The sequence below is a fragment of the Halomonas sp. IOP_6 genome, from assembly GCF_021151565.1.
Taxonomy (GTDB): domain Bacteria; phylum Pseudomonadota; class Gammaproteobacteria; order Pseudomonadales; family Halomonadaceae; genus Vreelandella; species Vreelandella alkaliphila.
Window position 1 is genome coordinate 694,298 of sequence record NZ_JAIRBO010000001.1, and the last position, 26,595, is coordinate 720,892.

General features: G+C 53.4%; 16 protein-coding genes and 1 tRNA gene. 10 read left to right on the forward strand and 7 right to left on the reverse strand.

Annotated features, from left to right (window positions below; genetic code table 11):
• Positions 1 to 82 precede the first annotated feature (82 nt).
• From K7H08_RS03285 to K7H08_RS03295, 3 genes are all read right to left on the reverse strand, one after another.
• Positions 83 to 159 (reverse strand) — tRNA-Arg (locus tag K7H08_RS03285).
• Between the two features lie 50 nt (positions 160 to 209).
• A complete protein-coding gene (locus tag K7H08_RS03290) occupies positions 210 to 1,157 on the reverse strand; it encodes an AEC family transporter (RefSeq protein ID WP_038485835.1) in 948 nt (315 codons plus the stop codon).
• 115 nt (positions 1,158 to 1,272) lie between these two features.
• The gene (locus tag K7H08_RS03295) at positions 1,273 to 3,270 is read right to left on the reverse strand and encodes a sensor domain-containing diguanylate cyclase (RefSeq protein ID WP_038485839.1); all 1,998 of its coding nucleotides are present in this window, start codon (positions 3,268 to 3,270) and stop codon (positions 1,273 to 1,275) included.
• Positions 3,271 to 3,595: 325 nt separating this feature from the next.
• Between K7H08_RS03295 and K7H08_RS03300 the strand changes: the two genes are divergently transcribed.
• Genes K7H08_RS03300 through rfaH form a run of 7 tightly spaced genes read left to right on the forward strand, consistent with a single transcriptional unit; the run spans position 3,596 to position 18,519 of the window.
• Positions 3,596 to 5,659, forward strand: a complete 2,064-nt coding sequence (locus K7H08_RS03300) for a capsular polysaccharide biosynthesis protein (RefSeq protein ID WP_231657176.1) — start codon at positions 3,596 to 3,598, stop codon at positions 5,657 to 5,659.
• A 1-nt stretch (position 5,660) separates the two neighbouring features.
• Positions 5,661 to 6,896, forward strand: coding sequence for a capsule biosynthesis protein (locus tag K7H08_RS03305; protein ID WP_095603250.1), 1,236 nt, complete (start codon positions 5,661 to 5,663; stop codon positions 6,894 to 6,896).
• Positions 6,893 to 7,711, forward strand: coding sequence for an SDR family NAD(P)-dependent oxidoreductase (locus K7H08_RS03310; RefSeq protein ID WP_231657177.1), 819 nt, complete (start codon positions 6,893 to 6,895; stop codon positions 7,709 to 7,711). Before K7H08_RS03305 ends, K7H08_RS03310 begins: the two co-directional genes overlap by 4 nt.
• Position 7,712: 1 nt before the next feature.
• Complete coding sequence (locus K7H08_RS03315) at positions 7,713 to 9,353, forward strand: LTA synthase family protein (protein ID WP_231657178.1); 1,641 nt, start codon at positions 7,713 to 7,715, stop codon at positions 9,351 to 9,353.
• Positions 9,350 to 16,663: a type I polyketide synthase gene (locus K7H08_RS03320; RefSeq protein ID WP_231657179.1), complete on the forward strand. Its 7,314-nt coding sequence runs from the start codon at positions 9,350 to 9,352 to the stop codon at positions 16,661 to 16,663. Before K7H08_RS03315 ends, K7H08_RS03320 begins: the two co-directional genes overlap by 4 nt.
• Positions 16,660 to 17,994: an aminotransferase class I/II-fold pyridoxal phosphate-dependent enzyme gene (locus K7H08_RS03325; protein ID WP_231657180.1), complete on the forward strand. Its 1,335-nt coding sequence runs from the start codon at positions 16,660 to 16,662 to the stop codon at positions 17,992 to 17,994. The genes K7H08_RS03320 and K7H08_RS03325 overlap by 4 nt, the downstream gene beginning before the upstream one ends.
• A gap of 3 nt (positions 17,995 to 17,997) precedes the next feature.
• Positions 17,998 to 18,519 (forward strand): transcription/translation regulatory transformer protein RfaH, encoded by a 522-nt coding sequence (rfaH, locus tag K7H08_RS03330; RefSeq protein WP_038485859.1) that lies wholly within the window; start codon positions 17,998 to 18,000, stop codon positions 18,517 to 18,519.
• Positions 18,520 to 18,560: 41 nt separating this feature from the next.
• Here rfaH and K7H08_RS03335 read toward each other — a convergent pair whose 3' ends face one another.
• Together K7H08_RS03335 and K7H08_RS03340 are read right to left on the reverse strand one after the other, a co-directional pair.
• Positions 18,561 to 19,622 carry a TRAP transporter substrate-binding protein gene (locus tag K7H08_RS03335; RefSeq protein ID WP_231657181.1) on the reverse strand — a complete coding sequence of 354 codons (1,062 nt, stop codon included), beginning with the start codon at positions 19,620 to 19,622 and terminating at the stop codon, positions 18,561 to 18,563.
• A gap of 87 nt (positions 19,623 to 19,709) precedes the next feature.
• Positions 19,710 to 22,073, reverse strand: a complete 2,364-nt coding sequence (locus K7H08_RS03340; RefSeq protein WP_231657182.1) for a cytochrome P450/oxidoreductase — start codon at positions 22,071 to 22,073, stop codon at positions 19,710 to 19,712.
• A 201-nt stretch (positions 22,074 to 22,274) separates the two neighbouring features.
• Here K7H08_RS03340 and K7H08_RS03345 point away from each other — a divergent pair, with 201 nt between their 5' ends.
• The gene (locus K7H08_RS03345) at positions 22,275 to 22,952 is read left to right on the forward strand and encodes an IclR family transcriptional regulator (protein ID WP_231657183.1); all 678 of its coding nucleotides are present in this window, start codon (positions 22,275 to 22,277) and stop codon (positions 22,950 to 22,952) included.
• 160 nt (positions 22,953 to 23,112) lie between these two features.
• Here the strand turns inward: K7H08_RS03345 and rnk are convergent, their stop codons facing one another.
• Both rnk and gdhA read right to left on the reverse strand, forming a co-directional pair.
• Positions 23,113 to 23,526 carry a nucleoside diphosphate kinase regulator gene (gene rnk, locus K7H08_RS03350; protein ID WP_095603255.1) on the reverse strand — a complete coding sequence of 138 codons (414 nt, stop codon included), beginning with the start codon at positions 23,524 to 23,526 and terminating at the stop codon, positions 23,113 to 23,115.
• 128 nt (positions 23,527 to 23,654) lie between these two features.
• Entirely contained in the window at positions 23,655 to 25,007 is a 1,353-nt protein-coding gene (gdhA, locus tag K7H08_RS03355; protein WP_231657184.1) for an NADP-specific glutamate dehydrogenase, read from the reverse strand.
• 476 nt (positions 25,008 to 25,483) lie between these two features.
• Between gdhA and K7H08_RS03360 the strand changes: the two genes are divergently transcribed.
• Together K7H08_RS03360 and K7H08_RS03365 are read left to right on the forward strand one after the other, a co-directional pair.
• On the forward strand, positions 25,484 to 26,044 hold the full coding sequence (locus K7H08_RS03360; RefSeq protein WP_051626506.1) for a Csu type fimbrial protein: 561 nt from the start codon (positions 25,484 to 25,486) through the stop codon (positions 26,042 to 26,044).
• 20 nt (positions 26,045 to 26,064) lie between these two features.
• Entirely contained in the window at positions 26,065 to 26,574 is a 510-nt protein-coding gene (locus K7H08_RS03365) for a Csu type fimbrial protein (protein WP_231657185.1), read from the forward strand.
• Positions 26,575 to 26,595: the final 21 nt, after the last annotated feature.

Below are 26,595 nucleotides of genomic sequence, written 5' to 3' on the forward strand. Positions count from 1 at the left end.
GCGTTTCTTATGGTGTCGTCTGTGGGGTCGAAACACAAAGAAGGTGAATTCTAGAAAGGAATGAAAAACATAACTATTTTATTGGCGTCCCTGGCAGGAGTCGAACCTGCGACCTGCCGCTTAGGAGGCGGCTGCTCTATCCTACTGAGCTACAGGGACTTATGGGGCGCATAGTATAGCGTGTCGGAGAGTGTCAGCCAACCGCGCAGTTAAATCCATCCTAGCAGGCGCAGCACAAAGATACCGCTGGTGACGGTGACGCTGGCCATTAAGGTGGTTATGGCGATGATATTGGCGGCCAGCGCTACATTGCCGTTAATTGCTTTTACCATTACAAAGCTGGCGGCGGCGGTTGGGCTGGCGAAGAATAGAAATAACAACCCCAACTGCTCTCCAGAGAACCCCACGGCCCATGCGGCTAGCGTGGAGAGCAGCGGCAGCACAATCATTTTCATGCTACTGGCGCTTAATGCGATTTGGCTGCCGCTGCGCATGGTGGCCACCGAGAGTGTGGCGCCGACACAGATCAATGCCAGCGGTAACGTTAACGAGGCGAAGTAATCGCCGGAAGTAATTAGCCAACTGGGCAGCGGAATCGAAAACGCTGTGAATGGCAGCGCGGCGATCACAGAAATAATCAGTGGATTAGTGACGATATGCTTTAACAGGCTACGCCAATTTGTCGATTGCCCAGGTTGGTAGGCTGCCAGCGCCACTACCGAAAGTGCGTTATACATTACAATCACCACGCCAAGCAGCAGGCTACCGGCAGAAAGCCCGTAGTTACCGTACATTCCCGCCGCCAGTGCTAACCCTACGATGCCGCAGTTACCACGGAACGCGCCCTGAACATAAATACCGCGGTCGGCTTTAGGCACCCGATAGCTCGCCCATAGCCAACTGATCAGGAACTGGCCGAGTGTCGCGGCGGCAAAAAACAGCAGCAACGGCACATCTAATGCAACGCTTAGATCGGCTTTTATTAAACTCAAAAAAATCAGTGTGGGAAGCGTTGCTTTGAAGACGAGGGCTGACGCTGTAGAGACAAATTCCCTGTCGATCCACTTTAGGCGCTTTAAGCCGATACCGACGAACACCATGGCAAAAACAGGCAACGTGATATCCAGCGTGCGGGAAAATAGCTCAAGTAGGTTCACGAAAGCACTCTCATTCGAATAAGCAGACGCTTATATTCTACTGTCAACCAAGGTTTGTCGACTAATGGGAATGAATAAGAGACGCAATATAGAAGGCGAACCCAAAGACCACGTGTTATTCAAATAACGACATTGGGTCTAGTGCCTTTGGCAGTTTGACCACCACACTGTCACGCCCATGCCCTTTGGCTTCGTAACTGGCGGCATCCGCTCGGGAAAGTGCCACGTTGTAGTTAGTGTCATTCTCATCAAAGCTGGTCACACCAATACTCAACGTCACGGTGTACTCTTTGCCTTCATGGGAAACCGACACTTCGCTCACCGCTTGGCGTAGCGATTCAGCAATGCGTTGCGCCTGGCCTAAGGTACAACTCGGCAGCAACACCCCGAATTCGTCACCACCTTGACGTGCCACGTGGTCGCTGCGACGAACCTCCCACGCGACTACCTGGGCAATACGGCGCAGCATTTCGTCCCCTAACGCATGTCCACCTTCATCGTTAATGGGTTTGAAGTGATCAAGGTCGAACAGCAGCAGCGCTGACGGTGTACTGGTTTTCCGGAAGTCGGCAAAGGCCTCTTCAAGACGACGCTCAAAACCACGGCGGTTGAGCAAGCCAGTCAATGGATCATGCTCTGCCTCCCAGCGTTGAAGCGCTTCCTGCTCACGCCGTTCGGTAATGTCTTTTACCACACCCACCAAGCCAAGCGAGTTCCCACCCTGGGAAAGCATAACCACACGGGCGTGAATCTCAAGCCAAAGCATCTCTTTGTCACTGCGTATAAAGCGCAGTTGACGCACGTAGTCATTGCCGGTTTTTAAGCTATGCATCCACATATCTTTCGCGCCGGAACGATCATCTATATGGATTTGCTCAAGCCAGGCTTCCATAGGCATATCAGGCTCAATACCCAAGATATCTAATAGCGCGGGGTTCATATAGGTGATGTTGCCGCCAAAGTCAGCCACAAACATTCCTTGGGGCGAGGCATTGAGCACCGAATCCAAAAATGCTTCACGCTCTTGAAGGTGACCTACTAGCAGCTGACGCTCATTCTCAACACGATTAAAGGTACTGGCTACTTGTTTTAGCTCTTGCATATTGGTCGCAAGATCAACGCCAGAACGGCGTCCAAGCCCTACTTCACCAATTTGTGTTTCCAGAAGATTTAATGGCATTAAAATACGTGCCAGCAACCACCATAAAACAGGCATCATTAAGACCGCAGCGGCGCACCAAATCCACCATAGCTTATGGATAAAACCAGATAACGGTAATTGAGCTTGCTTTAGAGGAAGATAAAGCCCTACCACCCAGTTCGCAGACCATACCTGTGCATAGGACTGTAGACCAACTCGGCCATCAAGCAACTTACCAACGCCATCGCCCTGCCAGCCATCGAGCGCTAAGTCCAACAACGGGATAGCCGTTGCATCGAAGCTATCGTTATTAATTAGCGCCCTATTCGGGTGATATAACATTTGGCCAGTTGCAGTAGAAACCGCAGCATAGCCTTCACTACCTAATCGAATGGTTGCTAGGCGTTTGAATAACCCGCTGCTATTTAAACTGACGACCCCGCCAATCATGCCCGCGAACCGCCCGTCGCTGTCTAACCGGGGCACACTTACTAACACCATTGGCATGTCGCTTGCTCGGCCAACAAACGGCTCGCTCACATAAGGCCTTCGCGTGCCTCTGAGCATTCTAAAATATTCAAGCTCCGCTGTATCGAGGCCCACACGCCCGACAACCGTTGGCCAATCAGACACAATTCTGCCGCTGCTATTGCTAACAACGATAGCGTCGAACCACGCCAATAGTGCATCGTTCTTGCGCAGTTCATAACCAAGCCATTCAGGGTCATTGGACATACCAAGGACATCGCTTAGTCGCTCTAGCGCTTGAAAACGGTGATCGATTTGCTGGGTAACTTCATCCGCAATCAGGTCGGCTTCATAACGCATGTGGGCCATATTAGCTTCTTGCACCATGGTTTTTCCCACCTGCCACGCCATCCCCAATACTAACCCAGCCAGTATCAACAGCGCACACAAAAGCCCCAGCAGCAGCCGGCCTTTTAAAGAGCTAAGGATTGACTTACTCAGCATCGATTCCCTAAACATCGATCTTTTGCAGGCAGGAGCCTGACGCACCAATCACCACCTTCTTATTAACGTTTGCTACCTTTGCGTCCAATGAGCCTGTCCCAATCGCGTTATAAACCGACAACTTACCAAAATAGAGGAAGAAGTGCGCGTTGGTGAAATTCAACGTGGTTGTACTGTTGATATGTATCATTATGTAACAAGGAGCCCTCTTACCGTAAGACCACTTTAGGCTTAATTGATAAGCTAGACCTTTTCACGTATGTTCGCCGCTTTGATTATTTGCGTTTATATTTCCGCTTGTTTTTGACACTAATTCGGCTCTTTCATGGCAAAACTAATAGCAGGCTATACATCTCCCGGTATTACCAAGATCAACGCGCTTGCTTCTTTTTTGCCTGAATACTCGCATTTTTCACGCATTAGGCCACTGAGCTCGAAACCGAATGCGGTTATTGGCTGGGGGCTTAAGCCCACAAGTGATGGCGCGCGAAATTATGCCGCTCGTCATGGCCTACCGTATGTCGCTCTTGAGGATGGCTTTCTTCGTTCTTTAGGACTAGGCGTCGAAGGCTATCAGCCTCATAGCATGGTCGTCGATTACACGGGCATCTATTATGACGCCTCTCGACCTAGTGATTTAGAAAACTGGCTCAATCATGCCACGTTCGACGCCGAAGAGCTTGCCCAGGCCACGCGCTGCATTGAGCAACTATCGCGTTATCGCTTATCGAAATACAACCACGCGCCTGATTGCTCGTTTCCCGTTGCTGGAACTGACAATGTTGGGACTGACACTGTATCTGGGACTAACCATGTATTAGTCGTGGATCAAACGGCAGGCGATGCCTCTATTCACTATGGCGGCGCTAACGCAGACAGTTTTCGGCAAATGTTAGCCTGCGCTATAAACAACCATCCTGATGCCGATATTTTTATTAAAGTACATCCTGACGTTATCGCAGGTAAAAAGCAGGGGCATCTAGCAGACGCTCACGATCACCCTCGTTGCCATATCATCAGCGATAACATTAACCCCTGGGCACTGTTTGACCGAGTTAAAACCGTTTATGTAGTCACCAGCCAGTTAGGTTTCGAAGCCCTGATGGCAGGTAAGAAAGTACACTGCTTTGGCCTGCCCTTCTATGCAGGATGGGGATTAACGCAGGATCAGCTCAGCTGTACACGTAGAAGAGTCTCTCGGCGCTTAGAAGAGGTATTTGCCGCCGCCTATCTTCGTTACACCCGATACGCCAACCCCTATACGGGCAAGGCTGCGACGCTGGAAGAAACGATTGCCCTGATTGCCGACCAAAAGCGCCAGCAAGAGCGCCTGCGTGGTGAGTGGTTAGCCTGTGGCTTCTCTTCATGGAAGAAGCGCTTCATTGGCCATTTTCTTGGCCCCGCGGCAAAGGTTGGTTATCAAAAAGAGCTGCCAGCCGCTTTCTCAGCGGATGTTGAAAAACCCAATCTGCTGGTGTGGTCCAGCCGTATTAACGATGATTTTAAAGCCCGCCACCGTGACCATATAGCGGCATTATGGCGAATGGAAGACGGCTTTATACGCTCCGTAGGCCTTGGGGTAGACCTCACCCAGCCACTCTCTTTGGTCATTGATCGCCAGGGCATATACTACGACCCCAGCCAGCCCAGCGAGCTAGAAACGTTGCTGAATACCGCCGATTTCAGCGATGACTTACTAGAGCGAGCGGCACAACTGCGCGAACGGTTGGTCGCATTGAAGCTTTCCAAATATAATGTACCGGGCAAAGAAGCCATTGAATTACCCGCTAACAAGCACATTATTTTGGTGCCTGGTCAGGTAGAAAGCGATGCGTCCATTGCCACAGGTTCGCCAGAAATAAGTACTAACAGTGCGCTGTTAAACGCCGTACGGGACACCAACCCCGATGCTTTTATTGTTTACAAAGCCCACCCTGACGTGATTACCGGTGCGCGTATCGGAGCACTCGATACCAACGCCAAACGCCTGTATGATCTCGACGCTAGTCATATCGATATCACCGTATTATTAGCACGCGTTGATGCAGTGCATACCATGAGCTCGCTCACTGGCTTTGAAGCGCTACTTCGTCGACGCCAAGTGTGTACCTATGGTCTTCCGTTTTACGCTGGCTGGGGGTTAACCCAGGATGCCATGCACTGCCCGCGACGCAACCGAGCGCTGACGCTGGATGCGCTAGTCGCAGGAACACTGCTGCTATACCCAAACTATGTCGATCCTGGCTCTCGGCAGCTGTGTAATGCTGAAACGGTAGTCAGCCTGTTGGAACAGGCTAAATTAGAACAAGTTAAATCTCAAAAACACATGCTTACATGGAAACAGCGGCTATATCGCTCCTATCGTAACTTATTCATTGGAAGTCATTAAGTTGAAGCAAAAGCGTGCATTCTTATTTCTCCAAGGCGTCTGCTCGCCCTTTTACCAGCGTCTCGCCCGTCGGCTAACCGACGATGGTCACCGCGTGGTAAAGGTTAACTTCAACGCTGGCGATATCGTCTACTGGCAGCGCACCCACAGCCAGAACCATTTGTTTCGCGGCCCGCTAAGCGAGCTACCGGCTTATATCCAGTCGTTGTGGCAACGTTACGACATTACCGATCAGGTGCTGTTTGGTGACCGGCGTCCGATTCACCGCCCCGCGGTTGACTTAGCATCCGCGGCTGGCATTCGCACCCACGTCTTTGAAGAAGGCTACTTTCGCCCTTTCTGGGTCACCCTTGAGCGCGAGGGTGTTAATGGTCACTCGCTGCTGCCCAGAGACCCCAAGTGGTTTTTTGAAACTGGCAAAGCGTTGCCCAAACTCCCTGCACCGGTTCGCTTTCGCTCGTCTTTTAAAATCCGTGCCGCTCACGACATGTGCTATCACCTAGCGGGGTTAGCGAATCCCCTGGTGGCTCCCCACTATCGTAACCATGCACCCATCACTGCGCCGGTGGAGTATGCGGGCTACGCCAAACGCTTTACCTTACTTCGATACTGGAAAAAGCGCGATGCAGCGCGGATTAAAAACCTTATAGAAGGCGGAAAGCCTTATTTTATGTTGCCGCTGCAGCTCAACACCGATGCGCAGATTCGCGACCACTCACCTTATGCCAATATGGAAGAGGTGATGGATCACGTGATGGGATCATTTGCGCTACATGCCCCTAGTGATGCGCTGCTGTGTATAAAAAATCACCCGCTGGATATGGGGCTGGTTAATTACCCGAACATCATTAAAAGGCTGGAAGATTTTTACGGCCTACATGGGCGCATCGTTTACCTGGAGTCAGGCAATCTCAATCCATTGCTGAAACACGCCACGGGCACCGTCACAGTAAACAGCACGGTCGGCATTGTTTCCCTTGAAAAACAGTGCCCTACCTTTGCGCTCAGCGACCCCATCTACAATTTAGCGGGCCTCACCTACGAAGGCTCTCTAGACGAGTTTTGGCACCAACCGCCGCTGCCTAGCCAAGCGCTCTTTGGCTATTTTCGCAACACAGTGATGTACACGACGCAAATTAATGGTGGTTTTTACTGCCAACCCAGTATCGATTTAGCGGTGAACAATGCAGCGGGTATACTAGAAGCTTGCCCTTCACCACTGGAGACGTTGCTGTGAGCGTTGGTGTGAACGTTGATGTAACGACCTCTTTCTCTTCTAATGCCCCCCGCTGCGTATTGATTACCGGTGCCACCGGTGCAATAGGCGGGGCGCTAGCCCTTGCTTATGCAGCCCCTACAACGCACTTGGTGCTACATGGCCGCAACCAGCAGGCGCTTGAAGGGTTGGCGATGGCGTGTCGAGAAAAAGGCGCACAGGTGTCGCTATCATCAGCCAGCTTGACCGACGAAAGCGAACTCAACGCATGGCTTGATGCGCTATGTGCCGAGCACGTTCCAGATATTGTGATTGCCAACGCGGGCATTAATACTCATCCAAGCGCAAGCACGCTAGAACCGTGGGACGAGGTTCAAGCGCTACTCGATGTCAACTTGAAAGCCCCCATTGCAATGGCCCAGCGTCTGGTTCCTGCCATGCAAGCACGCGGCAGCGGTCAATTGGTATTTATTAGCTCGTTGGCGGGCTGGCACGGCCTACCGACAACGCCAAGCTACAGCGCCAGCAAAGCGGGCATCAAAGCCTATGGAGAAGGCCTAAGAGGCTTACTCGAACCCCATGGCATTGGTGTGACCGTGGTAATGCCTGGCTACGTCACTTCCGCCATGTGCAATGCCATGCCTGGCCCCAAGCCTTGGGAATGGCCGCCAGAGCGGGCCGCCAACGCCATACAACGTGGTATCACCGCTAACCGCGCCCGCATCAGTTTTCCCTTCCCGCTGAATTTCGGTACTTGGTGGCTGGCCGTGCTACCGGCGGGCATTTCTCAATGGCTCATCAAACGCCTTGGCTTCAATCATACCGGGGGCGCGTAGCGTGGAGTTCTTTCTATCATCCACATTTATTAGCCCACTTTTAGTAGGCTTGTTAGGTAGCGTGCTATTCGAGGCACTGCTGAGCCCTCGCCCACAACCGTTTTGGAAACGCGGCATAGCCGCAAACACGCTGCACCTTGGTAGCTGGTTACTGTTGTTTGGCGCCTTTATGCTGCTTCTGCAACGCCCTTGGTTTGCTGTTGTTTTCATCTTATCGCTGCAACTCGTGGTCGTGCAGTCCAGCAATACTAAATCACGCACGTTGAACGAACCCTTTATCTGCCATGATTTTGAATACTTCTGGGATGCTATTTTGCACCCGCGTCTGTATGTGCCTTTTTTCGGCATTGGTCTCGCCATTGCTGCCAGCAGCGCCGGTGCGGTTGCGATTGGTAGCTTTTTGGTTTTTGAACCATCGCTAATTCGCCAATGGGGCGGCACTGCGTTTCTAGTGAATAGCCTAATGCTGATAGCAATCGGTGCGCTGCTCGTTTGGCTGGGGTGGCGAAAACTGCCGCCTATCACGCTGACTCCTAACATTGACCTAGATCGACTGGGACTATTTTCAAGCCTGTGGGCATACGGCATTGCCCTGATGCGCTCACAACCGCCCACGCCCGACGCATCGCCCTTTCAGCCACTTTCTCAACATCAGTCACTTGCTCAACATAGCCTTGAGCTAGAAGCCGATGCGGCAAAGCCAAACGTTGTGCTGGTACAAAGTGAATCGTTTTTTGATCCTCGCCCCTGGTGTAGCGAGATTGCCGCTGACTTACTGCCGAATTATGACGCTACCTGCCAGGAAGCTGTCGTGCAGGGAGCGCTGAATGTGCCCGCATGGGGCGCAAACACTGTGCGCACCGAATGCGCCGTTTTAACTGGCATAGCGCCTGACACCTGGGGACCGCGCCAGTTTAATCCTTATCGTACGCTGTCGCGCCACACACTGCCCAGCATTGCCAGTGCATTCAAAGCCCAAGGCTATCGAACTGTTTGTGTTCACCCTTACCCGGCTACCTTCTACATGCGTGACAGCGTTATTCCCAAACTAGGGTTTGAGACGTTTATCGACATTCGCGCATTCGAAAGCCAGGATAAGCATGGTCAATATATTGGTGACCAAGCCGTTGCACGTAGAGTTGGACGCCTGCTTGAAGATAACGATAATAGGCCACTCTTTGTGTTTGTTATTACCATGGAGAATCACGGCCCTTTACACTTAGAAGCACCGGAAAAGGCCAGAGTAGCGTCAACATTGCCAGCAGCGCCGTGGCCACTACCGCATCATTTACGCGATTTGGCCGTTTACCTGCACCACTTAGGTGAATCAGATAAAATGCTCGGAAGCGTTAAAGCAGCGCTAAACTCTGCTATAAGACCAGGGCTGCTGGGCTGGTACGGTGACCACGTACCCATACTGCCTGCCGCATATAGGCACTATTCGCCTCCTGCTAGCAGCACCCCGTACATGATATGGTCAACGGAAGTAGATCGTAATTTATGCGACCAGCCGCCAATTGAGCGCGCGTCGTACATGCTGGAAGCAAACGAACTTGGCGTCCACCTATTTAAACGGGCGTTTGGACGCGATATAAGTAGCGATGTGATCAAGGCAGAACCAGAACCTCAGGAGCAAGAATGACTAAACGCGTTGCCATTATCGGTGCCGCCCATCGTTTCCCCGGCACCACACCTGAAACGTTCTGGCAGGACCTGCAAGCCGAAAAAGACCTCGTCACCCAAGTGGCCTCCGACCGTTGGAGCCACGATGCTTTCCTGCATCCCGACAAACGCCATCCCGGCACCAGCGTCACGTTTGCCGCGGGTAGCCTAGGCGATATAAGCGGATTCGACGCAGAGTTTTTTGGCATTTCGCCCCGTGAAGCGGCGAACATGGATCCGCAACAGCGCATGCTGTTAGAACTTACCTGGGAAGCCATGGAAAGCGCGGGCATCGTGCCCAGCACCCTGCGCGGTAGCCAATGCGGCGTTTTCCTTGGCGTCGCCAGCCTTGATTATTCCTATCGTCTTGCCGATGACATGTCGGCGATTGATGCCTCGACCGCGACAGGCAATACATCAAGCATCGCCTCTAACCGGCTCTCTTACGTCTTTGATCTACATGGCCCCAGCATGTCGCTGGATACCGCCTGCTCATCTTCCATGGTGGCATTCCACCAGGCATGCCAATCGATACGCAGCGGCGAAACTAATATGGCGCTAGCAGGTGGCATCAGCCTGCACCTGCACCCCTATGGTTTTATTATTTTTTCTAAGGCCAGCATGCTCTCGCCCACTGGCCGCTGCCAAGTCTTCGATGAAGCCGGTAATGGTTACGTTCGCTCAGAAGGTGCTGGGCTGTTTTTGCTAAAAGATAATGATCAAGCCGTGGCCGATGGCGATAATATCCTGGCCGTGGTAGCAGGCTCAGCAGTTAACACTGACGGCCACAAATCTGGCCTTACGGTGCCCAACCCCAGCGCCCAAATTGAATTAATGCGCCGCGCCTACGAACAGGCTGGCATTTCGCCGGACGAGATCGACTACCTTGAAGCTCACGGCACCGGCACCGCCGTTGGCGACCCCATTGAAACCCGGGCTATCGGCGAAGCACTCGGCAAGCATCGTAAAACACCGCTGCTGATTGGCTCAGTGAAAAGTAATCTCGGCCATTTAGAAACGGCATCTGGCGTTGCCGGGCTTGCTAAAGCGCTGTACAGCCTGCAGCACCGCGAAGTGCCTGCTACGATTGGTATACGCAATCTTAATCCACGCATCAAATTTGATGAGTGGAACATTAGCGTTGTCACCAAAGCCCAAGCGCTCAAAAAACAGGGCCGCTTGGTCATTGGCGTCAACTCCTTTGGTTTTGGTGGCGCCAATGCTCACGTCATACTGGAAAGTGCCCCCGAAAAAGCACCAGCACCTCGCCAAGTGCCCGATGCTGCGCTACCCGTTCGTATAAGCGCACGAAGCCAGGAAGCACTGGCGGCTAATGCCCGTGCCCTAGCTAATTTCCTACGCGAAAGCGACCATGCTTTCTATGATACCGCCCACACGCTGAACAGCCACCGCGAACAACACACGTTTGGCGCGCTCTGTTTCGCCCAAACATCGGAAGCCGCCGCCAGCGCGCTCAGCCAGTTTGCTGAAGGTGAAACCAACAGCGTTGTGACACTGGAGCGCTTAGCTAACGCCCGAGGCCCGGTGTTTGTTTACGACGGTAACGGCTGCCAATGGGAAACCATGGGTCATGACCTGCTAGACAGCGACCCCGTGTTTAGCGACGCCATTGATCGTGTGGATACCCTGTTCCAGAAGCATGGTGATTTTTCGCTGCGTGACGAGCTTGCGGGCCGTAACCAGGAAGAGTCCAGCGAAGGCCGCTTTGAGCGCACCGAAATCGCTCAACCCGCCCTGTTTGCACTGCAGGTCGCGTTAACCGAATGGCTTAAATCCAACGGTATCGTGCCCACCGCCGTATTCGGCCACAGCGTTGGCGAAGTTGCTGCCGCCTGGGCATCCGGCGCATTAACGTTAGAAGACGCCGTTAAAGTTATTTATTACCGCAGTTTCTACCAGGGCAAAACCCGTGGTCTTGGGGAAATGACGGCTGTCGCTATCAGCGCGGAAGAGATCGCTTCCTGGCTTGAAAAACCCGAATTTAGCAACATTAGCCTGGCAGGCATTAACAGTCCCAAAGGCATTACGTTAGCAGGTGATCGTGACCAACTAAGCGCCATTGAGGCAGCCCTTAGCGAGCAGAGCACCTTTGCAAAGCGCCTGCCACTGGATTACGCCTTCCACAGCCCCGCCATGGACAGTATCAAAGCAGGCGTCGTGGAAGCCCTGGCTGACATTCGTCCAGGCACCACGCAGATTCCTTATGTGTCCACCGTGACCGGCACCATCAGTGAAGGCACACAGCTGGATGCCCATTACTGGTGGCTCAATATTCGTGAACCCGTCCTATTTGACAACGCCGCTACGGTGCTTATTGAGCAGGGTTACAACGTATTTGTGGAAGTCGGCGCGCACCCCATCCTGCGTCGCTATATGAACGACTCCTTACGCCAGCAAGAGCGTAGCGGATTAGTGCTAGGCACCATTGAACGGCATAAGTCAGGCGCAGATGGTTTAACCCGCTGCCTCGGCCAATTATTGCTAAGCGGGTTAAGCCTCGATAGCCACCACTTCTTCCCTGTAGAAGGCCAGCGCGTCCTGCTGCCACACTACGCCTGGCAACGCACCCAACTTTGGGTGCAAGGCACCAACGATGGCCAAGGGTTGCTTTCCCGCTATTATCAGCACCCATTACTTGGCTACCCATTGGCGCAGCAGGATCACACCTGGGAAAGCCAGCTGGATACCAAGCGCCAGCCATGGCTGGCCGACCACGTCGTTGGCGAAGGTGCAGTCTTCCCGGGTGCGGGGTTTGTGGAACTTACGCTAGCAGCAGCCCTACAGCAGAAAGATACACCGCTTTTAGACATTGAAGAGCTGGAGATTCGCGCTCCCTTACTGTTGGATGGGCCCAATGGGCGCACCATGCGCTTGACGCTGGATCCAGACGACGGCCGCTTAGCCATCCACTCCCGCGAGCCAGCCACCGGTAGCGAATGGCAGCTAAATGCCGTTGCTCGCCGCATGCGCGAAAGCCGCGGCTTCTTGCTCAACCGAAAAGCACCAAGCCTGCCAAGCCGCGCGCCAGACTATACCCTGGCCGAGCACTTGCAGATGGCCGAACGTATCGGACTGCATTACGGGCCTGCGTTCCAAGCCATTAGCCGTGGCTGGATTGAAGGCGACAGCGTCATTGGTGAAATTACCCTATCCGATAGTGTCCAGTCGCAGCTCGATACGCTGCACGTTCATCCGGGCATTTTGGATAGTGCTTTTCAGATGTTCATTCCGCTGCTAGCTCAACACAACGAGTTTGCAGCCCAGCTAGCCTTTGTGCCAGTTCGTGTTGGGCGCATCCAGGTGAACGCTGAAGCCGGTGCACCGGTGCTGGCGCGAGCAGTAATGGGTAAGCGCGCGCCCCACTCCTTCACCGCCGACTTCGAACTGTATGACGCCGCCGGTAACGCCGTGGCCGTGCTTAGTGAAACCCGCTTCAAGGCGATTCGCTTAAACCGCGCTCATCACCAGCATTTTAGCTACCTGGATGTTGAGTTAACGCCTGCTCCGCTAAACGCGGCGACGCTTTCGCTGCCAGGCAGTGCACTCGCCCGGCTGGCTGGGCTAAGCGATGCGTTTACCGCCAGCACCGGCCAACGCTATGCCCAAGAAGTATCACCGCTGCTCGATAGCCTTAGCGAAGCCTTTACTGGTGTTAATGTTAACGTCGGCGAAGATCAGCTCGCACCGGAAACCATTTGGCAGTTACTGGTACAGGATTACCCCGACTATTTTGCCCCGATTCATATGGTGGGTCGCTTAGGGCTACACCGTGAGCAATTGTCCAGCGGCAACGACACCCTTGAAAGCCTAGGCATTACCACTGAGCACCTAGCAGGCATTAATCGCGTCCTTATCGGCGAAAACGGCTGGCAAGTGTTAGCCGCCGAGCTTGGCGCATTAATGGAAGCCACGCTAGCCACGATGCCCACCGGTCAGCGGCTGCAGTTGTTAGAAGCAGGTCCCTGTACTCCCGCTCTGGGCCAGCGACTGCTCGAACAGCTAGCGAATACGACTATCTCTAAAGATGCGCACCACTACCGCGCCATCACCACCAGCGACACGGCTCGCCATCAAGCGGAACAGCTTCAAGAACGTTTCCCGCTGATGGATATTCAGCCACTGGAAGATTCACTGCCGACGCTTAGTCCTGCAGAGAAAGCCCAGCTGGCGTTTATCAGCGTGGACGTGACCCAGCCTGAACGCACCCGCCAGTTGATTGAAGCGCTGCCAGGCCAGCTTGCGCCAGGCGCTCAGGTAATGGTGATTGGTGTTCACCCGAGCCGTTGGCTTGATGACTTACTGGCCACACCCGGCATCGACCAAACCGCCCTGGAACAAGACAACCTAGTCGAGTGGTTAGCGCAACAAGGCCTCAGCGTTTCGCCGCCGGTTGAGCTGGAAGAGAATGGTGCTTACCTACTGCATGGCCAATACGCAGCAAGCAATGACTCGCTGACGCAAACGGCAGCAGAGGCCTACCATTTGCTTGTCTCTGACGCGGAGCACGAAGCACTTGCTGCCCAGCTTGCAGAGCGGTTAGGCACCGCCAACACATGGCTAACCGTCAGCGACGCAACCCCGCAAGCACTGTTAAATACAGCGCTAGGTGAACGCGAAGACGTACCTGCTGCACTCAATGTGATTGATCTGCGTGGGCTTAAGGGCTGTACAACCGCCGCTCAAACCCAACTCTGCTACATGGCACAACAGTGGTCACTGGCATTAGAAGCAAGCGGGCTGGAAAGCCAAGGCAGCCGTGTCACGCTTTGGCTACCGACCCAGTCTGCCAGTACAGGCGATGACGCCGCGCTATGGGGCTTTGGTCGTTCGCTCGCCAATGAAGCGGTTGGCCATAGCGTCACGCTGATCGATCTACCAAACGTTCCCAGCGATGCGACGTTAAACGCCTTTGCAGCGTCGCTTGCTACGCCAGATAGCGAAAACGAGCTGGTAATAACGGTTGAAGGCGAGCGGTTTGCTACCCGCCTTCGTACCCTGCCCGCTCCTCACCCAGTCAAGCAGGCAAGCGCTGCGCCTCATCAGGCAATGACGCTGGGCTTTGCCCTACCAGGGCAACTGCGTCAGCTGCAGTGGCGGCCACGCCCACTGCCTGAACTTGGCGCGGATGACGTTGAAATTCGCGTCAAAGCGACCGGTCTCAACTTCCGCGATGTCATGTACACCCTTGGCTTACTGTCTGATGAAGCGATTGAAAATGGCTTCGCTGGCCCGACTCTAGGGCTTGAGTTCTCGGGTGAGATTATCGCGGTGGGTGCCAATGTTCAGCACGTTGCGCCCGGTCAGGCGGTCGTGGGCTTTGGACCCGCCAGCTTCAGCGACCGTCTCATTGCTAGCCAGAATGCCGTCGCGCCCCTGCCGGAAGGCGTCAGCTTTGCTGCTGCCGCGACGATACCGACCACTTTCTTCACCGTGTACTACGCGCTAAAACATCTAGCGCGCTTGGAGCCCGGTGAGAAAGTACTGATTCACGGTGCCGCTGGCGGTGTGGGTATTGCCGCGCTGCAAATTGCCCAGTGGCTGGGCGCCGATATCTACGCCACCGTTGGCTCTGAAGAGAAGCGCGACTTCCTGCGCCTTATGGGTGAAGAGCGTATTTACGACTCCCGCTCGCTGACATTTGCCGAAGAGATCCTAGAGGACACGCAAGGCGAAGGCGTGGATGTCGTACTGAACTCATTGGCAGGCGAAGCGATTAACCAAAACCTCCGCGCATTGCGCCCGTTTGGTCGCTTCCTGGAATTAGGTAAACGGGACTTCTATGAAAACACTCATATTGGCCTACGTCCGTTCCGCAACAACTTAAGCTACTTCGGCATCGACTCTGACCAGTTGATGAAAGTGCAGCCTGCCCTCACCCAGCGCCTGTTCGGTGAAATGATGGCGCTATTTAACGATGGCACACTCAGCCCGCTGCCGTTCACGGCGTTCAGTCACAACCAAGTGATTGATGCCTTCCGTTATATGCAGCAAGCACGCCAGATCGGCAAAGTGGTGGTCACCTACGAACAGCCTATTGCTCCACCGCGTAACGAGCTATTAGGCACCGGCGCTATGACACTAGCAGCCGACGCCAGCTATCTAGTGACCGGTGGTTTGGGGGGCTTTGGCCTAAAAACGGCTCAATGGTTAGTCAGCAAGGGCGCACGTCAGCTTATCCTGCTAAGCCGGAGCGGCCCCGCTAGCGAAGAAGCCCAAGCCGCTATCGCAACCTTTGAAGCCCAAGGCGTGAAAGTACTGGCTGCGGCCTGCGATATTACCGATTACGATGCGCTAGCAAGCGTTATGGCGCGCGTGCAACGCGAGCTTAGCCCGCTGCGTGGCATCGTGCATGCCGCCACAGTGATCGACGACGGCTTGATTCGTAACTTAGATGCCGAGCGTATTCAAAAGGTGCTGGCTCCTAAAATTGACGGTGCCCGTCACCTGGATGCTCTCACCCAGGACATCCCACTCGACTTCTTTGTGCTCTACTCCTCAGCGACGACGCTATTTGGTAACCCAGGACAGGCCAATTACGTTGCCGCCAACCACTGGCTAGAAGCCTTTGCTGCCCGCCGTCGCGCCGCGGGTCTTCCTGCTACCTGCGTACGCTGGGGGGCCATTGAAGATGTCGGTTTCCTGGCGCGCAATACGCGTACACGAGATGCATTGCAAGAGCGCTTAGGCGGTTCTGCGCTGCGCTCTGATGACGCCCTCAAAGTGCTCGAACAAATGTTGCTGACCCCAGGGCCAAGCCTTGGTGTTCTTGAACTTGAATGGGGCGCACTGGCACGCTTCTTACCCACCGCCCAGGCACCACGGTTTAACGAAATTGCCCGCACCAGCGATGATGATGGCAGCGTTGACCACGATGACGATATCAGTGCGCTACTGGCCGACCTCTCGCCAGAAGAGCTGCATAGCACCATTATCGACCTACTGCGCGCAGAACTAGCCAGTATCCTGCTGATTGATGAAGAGAAAATCGACATCAACCGTTCGGTATACGATATGGGCTTTGATTCGCTCATGGGCGTTGAATTGATGACCGCCATCGAGAACCGCCTGAACGTGCAAGTACCGGTGATGGTGTTGAGTGAAGCGTCAACGCTGAACAAACTGGCAGGTGTGCTGATTCAAAAATTACATCAGCATGACAATGATGTTGAAGAAGCGCCACAAGATGCGTTAGCCTCTCTGGCCGCTCGCCACGGGGCGGACGGGCTCAACAATGAGTCGGCTTCAACATCTACCACCGAGACACCATGACCGTAAAGCGCTCTGAACTGAAACGACAGCTGCTGGAACAGGCACGCAAGCGCCCAACGCCCCGTGCCACCAGCACCCAGGCCCCTGCTATCTCAGGCGTCGAGGCAACTCGGACTGTTCCCGAGCGCTTTACACGATTTGATGCCCACCCGGGTTATCAGCAGCTAGTCATGATGCGCCAGGGCGCTAAACAGCTCGGGCTTATAGACCCGTTCTTTAAAGTCCATGACGGCCTCGCCGGTGCTACCAGCGTGATTGATGGACATGAGTGCATTAATTTCGCCAGCTACAACTACCTGGGTTACTCCGGTGACCCACGGGTTGTTCAAGCGGCATCCGACGCAGCGGCTCACTACGGCACCTCCGTCTCTGCCAGTCGCGTCGTCTCGGGTGAACGACCTATTCACGGCGAACTAGAGCAAGCGATCGCCAACATCTATGGTGTTGAAGACGCGGTTGTTTTTGTCAGCGGTCACGCAACCAATGTGTCGACCCTTGGCTATCTATTGGGCCCGAAAGACCTTGTGCTTCACGACGAGTACATCCACAACAGCTCGTTAGTCGGCGCACAGCTTTCCGGCGCCAAGCGTATATCTTTCAGCCATAACGATCCCGCCGCACTCGATGCTCTGTTAAGCCGTCATCGCCATCAATTTGAACGCGTTCTTGTCGTCATTGAAGGGCTTTACAGCATGGATGGCGATATCCCCGACCTACCCCGCTTTATTGAACTAAAGCAGCGTCATCAGGCGTGGCTGATGGTCGATGAAGCGCATTCGTTTGGCGTCATGGGTGACACTGGCCTAGGCTTACGAGAGCACTTTGCGATTGACCCAACCGATGTTGATATATGGATGGGCACTATGAGCAAAACGCTATCAGGCTGCGGGGGCTATATCGCAGGCAATAAAGCGCTGGTCGAAACACTGCGCTACTTTGCACCCGGTTTTCTTTACAGCGTCGGCATGCCCGCTCAAGTGGCCGCGCCATCGCTTAAAGTACTGGAATTAATGCCCCAGGAAACCGAGCGGGTTACCCAGCTACAGGCAATTTCGCACTACTTCCTGGAGCAGGCGCAAGCTAGGGGAATGGACACCGGTCATAGCATTGGCTCTGCCGTCGTACCCGTTATTGTGGGTAGCTCGCCGCTCGCGGCACACCTCTCCCATGCGCTGTTTGCACAGCACATTAACGTGCAGCCTATTCTGTATCCTGCGGTTCCTGAAAAAAGTGCTCGGCTACGCTTTTTTCTTTCCTGTGAACACACGAAAGACCATGTTGACCAAACGCTGGATGCACTCGCGCTACTGCTCGCAAACGCCAAAGGGTGATTTATGGAGGAGTTCGAAACCCAAGCAGAGCGGGCTACCCCCTGCTGGTATGTAATTCAATGCAAAGGCGGCGAATCATTTCGCGCCGCAGAACACCTCACCAACCAAGGTTATGAGGTGTTCCATCCAGTGCTTAACGCTAAACGTAAGCGCCAAGGCAAGCTTACCCTGGTGACCGAGCCACTTTTCCCCTACTACCTGTTTATTCGGCTAGATCAGACCGTCAGCAACTGGCGGCCAATTCGCTCTACCCGCGGTGTGCTGCGCCTACTCACCTTTGGCAACACGCCCATCGCCGTACCGAATGCCCTGGTAGATACCCTTCGCGCACAGCCGCATCATCAAGAAGGCAGCCACAGCTACTTCTGCGCAGGGGAAAAAGTGACGATCACCGACGGCCCCTTCAAAGATTTAGAAGCCGTTTTCAAACGTTGCAAAGGCGAAGAGCGCGCCATTGTGCTGCTTAACGTGCTACAACGCCCACAGGATGTCGAGATATCTGTCGATAACTTACAGAAAAAATAACCCGTTGCCCGAGGCAAAACAGCGCCTCGGGCAGGGATACATTACATGCTCTGGTCAACCACTTCCTCAGCACTCAATCCTTCTTCACTATCTACAACGTCGAGCTGTTCCAGGAAGAAGCTGCGCGCGGCTTCACCGTTAACGCCACTCTCCTTAGCCCCGGCCTCCCACTGACTTGGAAGATCTGCGGCTATTTGTTGGAAGCGCTCAAGTTCTTCGGCCGGCAGTTCCACAAACGTATTGCCCTGCTGTTGCGCAAACTCGACGCCACGCTCATCCACCACGTCCATCATGTAGCCAAACAAGCGAGAGAGTCTTTCTCCCGACACGTCTTCAATGGCCGCACGATCTTCTTCAGAAAGCGAGGCCCATGTATCAGGGTTGATGACCAGCGAGAAACTCCCCCGATAAAAACCACCCGGCATCTGAACGGTGTAGGGCAACACTTCCGCTAGACGAAAACTTTTGAGCCCTTCAAGTGTTAGCATTGCGCCGTCAATAACGCCCTGTGTAGCAGCCTCATAAGTGCTAGCGGGGGGTAGTGCTACGCCGGTAAGCTCAAGTGCATTCGAAATGTCCGCCATAATGCCGCCACCGATACGAACACGCTTTCCGTCTAGGTCATCAAGGCTATCAATTTCTTCGGTAAGATAAAGCGCACCCGGCCCATGTACCCCAACCCCAATCACCTCAACCCCTCGGTGTTCATTAGCCTCGGCTAGGAACTCGTTATGGGTGCGCCAATAAGCCACCGACGCAGACTCGGACGAGAAATCCTCAAACGTGGGTAGCTCGGGCAGTTTGGTCAGCTCGAAACGCCCCGGCATTAATCCATGAAAAAGCCAAGTAACGTCGGCAACGCCATCTGCGATTAATTCCATTTGCGAGCCTGGCGGCCCCATATCGTGAACAACGTTAACAGTGACGCGCCCTTCGGTAGCTTCCTCAACCCAACTCCCCCATGTTGGCCAAACAATAGTGTTAACGCCGTGATTAGGGCCCGCCCAAGTACTAATCTGTAATTCAGTCGCGGCGGCGGCATGTTGTAAAGTGCCTAATGCCACCAAGGCAGAAAGCGTTGTCAGTGTAGCGAGTTTTTTCATTATTAATTTCCTCTCTTTGATTACAGGATTAGCGTGCAACGTAATGCGTTTTAATATTGTTAGTTGCTGTTTGTAAATTGCTAGCGGTCAGAGAGCGAGAACAAGACGCTCCCCTTTAGCTCTCGAACAGCAGGCCATCATCCGATCACTGGCAGCCCGCTCAGCACGGCTGAGTACCACGTCACGGTGATCAATATCCCCCTCGACAACAGCGACTTCACAGGTACCACACAAACCTTCGCAGCAGTCGCTGGGCACATCCACGCCAAACGCCGTCAGTGCTTCCAGCAAGGTCTGATCATTCCCGACCTGAAGCGTCACGTTAGAGTCGCTAAGCACTACCTCGAAGGTATGCTCTTGCTCAGGATCAAGGATGTTTGAGCGAGCCGAAAAATGCTCAACATGTAAGACGCCTTCAGGCCAGTTCTGCGCCAATACCTCGAGCGCCTCTAACATTCGTTCAGGGCCACAGCAGTAGACCTGGTCACCCTTGGCTACGTTACTAAGTGCGGTCGAGATATCAAGCCGACAGCCCTCATCGCTTGCATGAACGGTTAGCGCTTCGCTGTGGTCACGCTCGACGCGCTCCAAAAAGGCCATGGTTTGCCGCCCGGCGCCGCAATAGTGGAGTGTGTAAGGTTTGCCTAATGCCTTAAGTTGATCCGCCATGGTAAGAATCGGCGTAATACCAATACCGCCGGCTATCAAGGTATAGCGTTCTGCCGTCTCATCCAGGTGAAAGTGGTTCTTTGGGCCAGCAATATGCAGCACGTCACCTGGTTTGATCATTTCATGGAAATATAATGACCCGCCACGCCCCGTAGGCTCACGTAAAATAGCAATAGACAAACGATGCTGGTCATTGCGCTTTCCACACAACGAGTAATAGCGCCGCCATTCGCCTGAGACCAGCTCGATATGTGAGCCAGGTGACCAGTCCGGCAACTCACGGCCATAGGGATCGACAAGATCAACCCGAACGACTTCCTCGGCTTCACGCTCCACCTCAGCGACTACAACCCGACGCAAAATATCCTCTTTAATAGGCGCACCAATATGGAAATGCGTCGGGTTCTCTAACACCGCACGGTTACGACGCTCTGGGTTCTGCTCAGGATTCCACTCCACCCAAAGCGAGGTTGGACCACGGAAAGACGTATTCGGCAGATACTCGAACGTTTGGTCCTCGATGAGATGTATATGGGGTAAACGGCGGACAAACTCATCTAGAATAATCCGCATTTCCATGCGGGCAATATTCTTACCCATACATTGATGCGCACCATAACCAAAGGTGAAGTGCTCTGCTGAGTTATGGCGGTATATATCAAACTCGTCAGGGTTTTCAAAATGTCGTGAATCACGGTTAGCCGATGCCTGTACCAACAACAGTTTGCCACCTTTGGGGATCGTCACACCCCCTACGTCAGCATCCTCAGTAGCGATACGGCGCCAAGCCACCACAGAGCCAGCGGCACGGAGACACTCCTCAATGGCACTGGGAATTAGCGTCGGGTTCTCACAGATATCATTCCAAGAAGCACGATTCGATAGCAGGATGCGGAAAGCATTCGTGGTGGCGAAAGCCGTCGTCTCATGGGCAGCTACCAAAATCGCCATCATCATTGAGCGCAGGTAACTCTCAGGCACAATCTCGGGGTGCTGGTTGTGCATACGAATCGAATCATACATCCACCCCTCACCCGTTGGCTCTTCACGCATGCGATCGAGAATAGCCTGCGCCGTTTGCCAGAATTGTCCCACGTCTTCAGCAATCTTCAGCTGCTGTTCTGGCGAGGGGCGGCCCCAGGTGTTGAGCGTGTGGGCGACCGAGAATTTGCGAAGTTCTTTGGCATCTTCGCTGGGCACCCCCAGAAAGCGCAGCGCCACGGTCATGGGAATTTCCCGAAACATCTCCTCCACCAGATCCGCGCGGCCTTTATCGATGAAATGATCCATATAGCTACGCGCTAACTCGCGAACCCATACCTCATGCTTCTCGAGGTTTTCAGGCAGGAAAGCATCCATCAGTAGGCGGCGGCGCTCCATGTGGTCTGGCTCATCCTCATTGACCATGGTGCGACGCATTGCAAAGCCGTAGCTTTCGAGAATTTTTACCGCTTCGGGTGGCGCTGGCGTCAGCTTCTCCAACGCGATAGCGGGCGAAAAGGTCAGATTGTCACGAAAAACAGCTTTTACCTCTTCATAGCGGCTTACGACCCAATACCCAAGCTTAGGGCTAAAGAACACCGGCTCCTGCTCGCGAGACCAGCGTAGCGCCTCGGCGGGGTCGAGCTGGTAAGACGCGCCGAAAGGATCAAAAGCAGCAGCATCACGCGAGACGGGGCACCCCGTTGGTGATGTCACTGTTGCTTGGCTAGTTGCATAAGCTGGCTGATGAAAAGGACAGCCTTCTGAAATTTTATCGGGTTGGCGTGCAGGTGTGGTCATGATGTCTCCAAGGGGGAACGCTCGACAAGACGTTGGTTTTATTTTTGTCTCTATTAACGCACAATAATTATCTATTATAGAAACAAAAAATAGATGAAGTGTCGCGCACCGTCAATACATGTTTGCAGCCCCAAGGTACTGCGCCATACTTGTCGGTCCTTCATTGTCCATACGCAAACGTCTGTTCGAGGTTCTCCACTGATGTCGTCCACGCTTCAAACGCTTGATCGCGGCCTGCTCGCCTTAAAAATAGTCTCCAAGCATAATGAAGGTATCAGCATTGCTAAGCTTGCTGAGGAGCTTGAAGTCCACAGGACTATCGCCTACCGCATCGTCGCGACGCTCGAGTCACATGCCCTGCTTACCCGCACACAGGGAGGCACCCTTAGGTTAGGCGCAGGCATTACTTTGCTAGCTTCGCGTTTTGAACCTCAGCTCCATACGGTCGCCCTGCCATTGTTAAAAACCCTGGCCAAAGCAACACGTGCGACTGCGTTTATTTCTCTAGCCCAAGGGGAAGAGTGCATGGTGACGCTGGTCGCTGAGCCTGAAGAAGGAATGCTGCGTGTGGGATATCGCGTTGGCAGCCGCCATCCATTAACACAAGGCGCGGCTGGTATCGCAATCCTGGCAGGACGAGCACCAAAGGAAGAAGACAGCCCAGAGGTCAAGCAAGCCCGCGCTGATGGCTATAGCCTTACGCGGGGACAGCTTCAGCGCGGCGCGGTTGGCGTAGCCACCCACATCCCGACTACCCAGTCTCGTAGTGGTATGGAAGCGTGTGTTGGGGTCGTCGCGATGGATGACTTGGATAGTGAGCGAGCAATTCGCGAGGTAAAGATTTCCGCGATACAGCTAGCGGAGCTGATAGGACAGTAGTGATAAGGCCAGTAGTTTAAGGACAGTCGTGATAAGGACACGGCGAACTGGCACGCTTTGCGACCCGTTCGCCATTAGGCATCAGTTCGTACTTGAAAGCTTTAATGAAACACTCCCCTCCAGGACGGAGAGTAGTCACTACTTACTTGTCACTACTTACTTAGCGATGGAACTGCTTCTCCCGCTCGGGCTGCCAGAAAATCGCATCAATGCGTAGGCGTACTTCGGTGTTGTTGGGTAGCGGCCACTCAATGACATCGCCCACGCGCAAGCCAATTAACGCTGCGCCTATTGGTGCCATCACCGAAATTCCATCCTCAACGCTTTCAAGCGCATGAGGATACACCAACGTTCGAATCATCTGACGTTCGCGGGTCAGGTCAGTAAAGCGTATCTGGCTGTTCATACTAACCACATCCTCAGGGATATCCTGAGGGTCAAGCACCTCTCCGCGCTCCAACTCCTCTTCCAGTAGCTCCGCCACCATCATGTCTTTTTCAGATGCATTATCAATCAGGCGCTGAAGTCGTTCAGCATCAAGACGATTAATGATAATAGAAGGACGCTGCCCCATCTCTACTCTCCTTGGAAAGCAATCAATAGTGATGTTAGTGAGCATAAAACGCACCAACGAAAACAGCCCTTCCCCAGAGGGAAAGGACTGTGTCACAACAGTGTATGTGGTTTAGCTAATAAAAGCGATTAGATAACGCCCTGCTCAATCATCGCATCGGCCACTTTGCGGAAGCCCGCAATATTGGCACCCAATACAAGGTTGTCAGGTTCACCAAACTCACTTGCCGTATCCGCACACTGACGATGAATATCCGCCATAATCTGTTTAAGCTTCTGGTCAACTTTCTCTAACGGCCACTGCTCCATACTGCTGTTCTGGGCCATCTCCAACTGACTCGTCGCCACGCCACCTGCATTCGCTGCTTTGCCGGGCCCATAGGCAATTTTGGCCTCCAAAAAGACATCTACCGCCTCTTTGGTGGAAGGCATATTAGCACCCTCGCTCACGCAGGTAACGCCATTCGCCAATAGTGTTTTGGCATCGGCTTCGGTCAGCTCGTTTTGCGTCGCACAAGGGAACGCTGCCTCGCCTTCAATACGCCAAACCGCGTGGCCATCCTGCGGGTAATCCCGAGCCGAAATATAGTGAGCTTCCGGGTGCTCATGCAGGTAGCTTTCCAACGATACACGCTGGACTTCTTTTAACTGTTTTAGCAGGCCTAAATCGATACCGCTAGAGTCGTGAATAGTCCCCTTGGAATCACTACAGGTAACGGGCTTGGCACCCAGTTCATAGAGCTTCTCGATCGTATAAATCGCCACATTACCCGCGCCAGATACCAAGCAGGTTTTACCACGCAAAGCTTCGCCTTTCGCTGCCAGCATGTTCTCGGCAAAATAAACCGCACCGTAGCCAGTCGCCTCTTTGCGACCGAGGGAACCACCCCAGTTTAGGCCTTTCCCCGTCAACACGCCCTCGTAACGGCCCGTTAAACGCTTATATTGACCAAATAGATAACCAATTTCTCGTCCACCAACGCCAATGTCCCCAGCGGGCACATCGGTATGTGGCCCAATATGACGATAAAGCTCCGACATAAATGCCTGACAGAAACGCATGATTTCGTTGTCAGACTTCCCTTTTGGATCAAAGTCAGCGCCGCCCTTACCACCGCCAATCGGCAACCCCGTTAACGCATTTTTGAAGATTTGCTCAAACCCTAAAAATTTAATGGTGCCCGACGTCACGCTGGGATGAAAACGCAAACCGCCTTTATAAGGGCCAAGCGCCGAATTAAATTGCACGCGATAGCCTTTGTTGACTTGTACACGACCAGCATCATCCACCCAGCTCACCCGGAACATAACTTGACGCTCCGGCTCAACAATGCGCTCAATAATACTGTGCTGATGGTAATGCGGCGCACGCTCGAACAATGGGCGAAGACACTCAAGCACTTCCTCAGTGGCTTGATAAAACTCAGTTTGTGCAGGGCTACTTTTCGCTAAACGTGTCAGCGTATCGTGAACATAAGGCATATACAGTCACCCTTTTATAGTTAAAAACGTCGATTTGCTGGCCAGAGCGATGACGTATTTAACTGCGGCAACGAATATATGCATACCCTATGCAGGTTCGGTATAGGCCAGAAACACATCAACAATAGACTAAAGTGCTAGCTTTTCCGCCCAGTTTTGGTGCAATCAATAAATACTAATAAACGAAAAATAAACGACATTGCTGCTTGGAAGTCAGTTTAAGTAAGTGTTTAAACACAGTTGATGCCGCCTATCCATTTTTTAATTCCCTAATACTCCAACGGTGCTTTTTTAGTATTACGTGCTAACTTAAAAATAGGCGTGAACTTTAACAAATATTACTGAGCATTTTAGTTCTTGAGTCAGGTCTTGAGTCAGGTCTTGAGTCAGGTCTTGAGTTAGACCTTGAGGTAATAAAGCAAAATGCTCTTTTCTGCGGGCAACGCTATAAGCAATTAATCTCTAAGGAGTTGATTATGCTGACCTTAAACTACTCTCGCACAAGCTACTCTCGAATCACTGGATTAAGCACTGTCATTGCCGCACTCACTTTCTCTAACTCCACTTTAGAAGCCCAGACCGTTAGCGGAACCATCGACGCTTCAATTACTCTTGAAGACGCTTGTTCAGTTAATGGGGAAGAAGGCGCTGCAGTCGACTTCGGCAGCTTGGCATTCGGCACCCACTCTGCCCTATTCGATCAGGCAGATGCCCAAGTAGCTGGCGGAGGTGGTATTACAGTGCTCTGCTCACCTGGAGTAACCCCCACCTTCACTCTGCTCAGCGGCCTTCATGATAACCAAGCCTCACCTGCTACCCATGCCATGCAAGATACTGCCGCAACGGCATTTGTCGGCTACACCTTGTACACAGATACAGCACGAACGGAGGCGCTGGCTGTAAACGACACCATCATACTCAGCGCATTCGCCAGCACTCCCCAGACAATCGATCTTTACGGAAGAGCCTTTGGCGACCCTGGCAACCTACCTGCAGGCACCTACGAAGACACACTGAATGTTGAGCTGTCCTGGTAGCTTCTCGAATGGCTCGGCGCTTGAGACTCATCGCCCCGATGATGATAGTGGCGGGGCTAACGCAGGCCTCTCCCACCGACACGTTCATGGTTTCAGCTACCATTACGCCTGGCTGCCTAATCAATAACGAAGTTCCTCCGGCAGGCACCCAGGTTGGGGCACTAGGAAGCCTAGCCTTTGGCACCGCCTCAGCGCTTTCACAGGAAACGCGTAATGTATCGCTGCTTGCCTCCGGGTCTTTTACGCTCAGCTGTACACCAGGAATTTCATTAAGCATGCGTATTGATGGTGGACTTCAGCCGGATGGTGATCGACAGCTCAAGCGGGAAAATGGCAGCGAAACGCTGGCCTACCAACTCTACCAGGATGCCGCTTCACAGAACGCGATTGGTATTGACCAGCCTATCACCTTAGAAACCACGACCAGTCCTAATGATATTACCCTCCCCATCTGGGGCAGGTTAACGCTGCCAGGCAACCGCCCAGCAGATAGTTACCGCGACGAACTCGTAGTAACGCTGGAGTGGTGACATCGCAGCGAAGGGCACAAG

Excerpts from the sequence above, each read along its gene's own strand:
- K7H08_RS03325 (WP_231657180.1), top strand. The coding sequence starts at position 16,660 with ATGACCGTAAAGCGCTCTGAACTGAAACGACAGCTGCTGGAACAGGCA.
- K7H08_RS03320 (WP_231657179.1), top strand. The coding sequence starts at position 9,350 with ATGACTAAACGCGTTGCCATTATCGGTGCCGCCCATCGTTTCCCCGGC.
- K7H08_RS03335 (WP_231657181.1), bottom strand. The coding sequence starts at position 19,622 with ATGAAAAAACTCGCTACACTGACAACGCTTTCTGCCTTGGTGGCATTA.
- K7H08_RS03340 (WP_231657182.1), bottom strand. The coding sequence starts at position 22,073 with ATGACCACACCTGCACGCCAACCCGATAAAATTTCAGAAGGCTGTCCT.
- gdhA (WP_231657184.1), bottom strand. The coding sequence starts at position 25,007 with ATGCCTTATGTTCACGATACGCTGACACGTTTAGCGAAAAGTAGCCCT.
- K7H08_RS03345 (WP_231657183.1), top strand. The coding sequence starts at position 22,275 with ATGTCGTCCACGCTTCAAACGCTTGATCGCGGCCTGCTCGCCTTAAAA.
- K7H08_RS03295 (WP_038485839.1), bottom strand. The coding sequence starts at position 3,270 with ATGCTGAGTAAGTCAATCCTTAGCTCTTTAAAAGGCCGGCTGCTGCTG.
- rfaH (WP_038485859.1), top strand. The coding sequence starts at position 17,998 with ATGGAGGAGTTCGAAACCCAAGCAGAGCGGGCTACCCCCTGCTGGTAT.
- rnk (WP_095603255.1), bottom strand. The coding sequence starts at position 23,526 with ATGGGGCAGCGTCCTTCTATTATCATTAATCGTCTTGATGCTGAACGA.
- K7H08_RS03300 (WP_231657176.1), top strand. The coding sequence starts at position 3,596 with ATGGCAAAACTAATAGCAGGCTATACATCTCCCGGTATTACCAAGATC.
- K7H08_RS03360 (WP_051626506.1), top strand. The coding sequence starts at position 25,484 with ATGCTGACCTTAAACTACTCTCGCACAAGCTACTCTCGAATCACTGGA.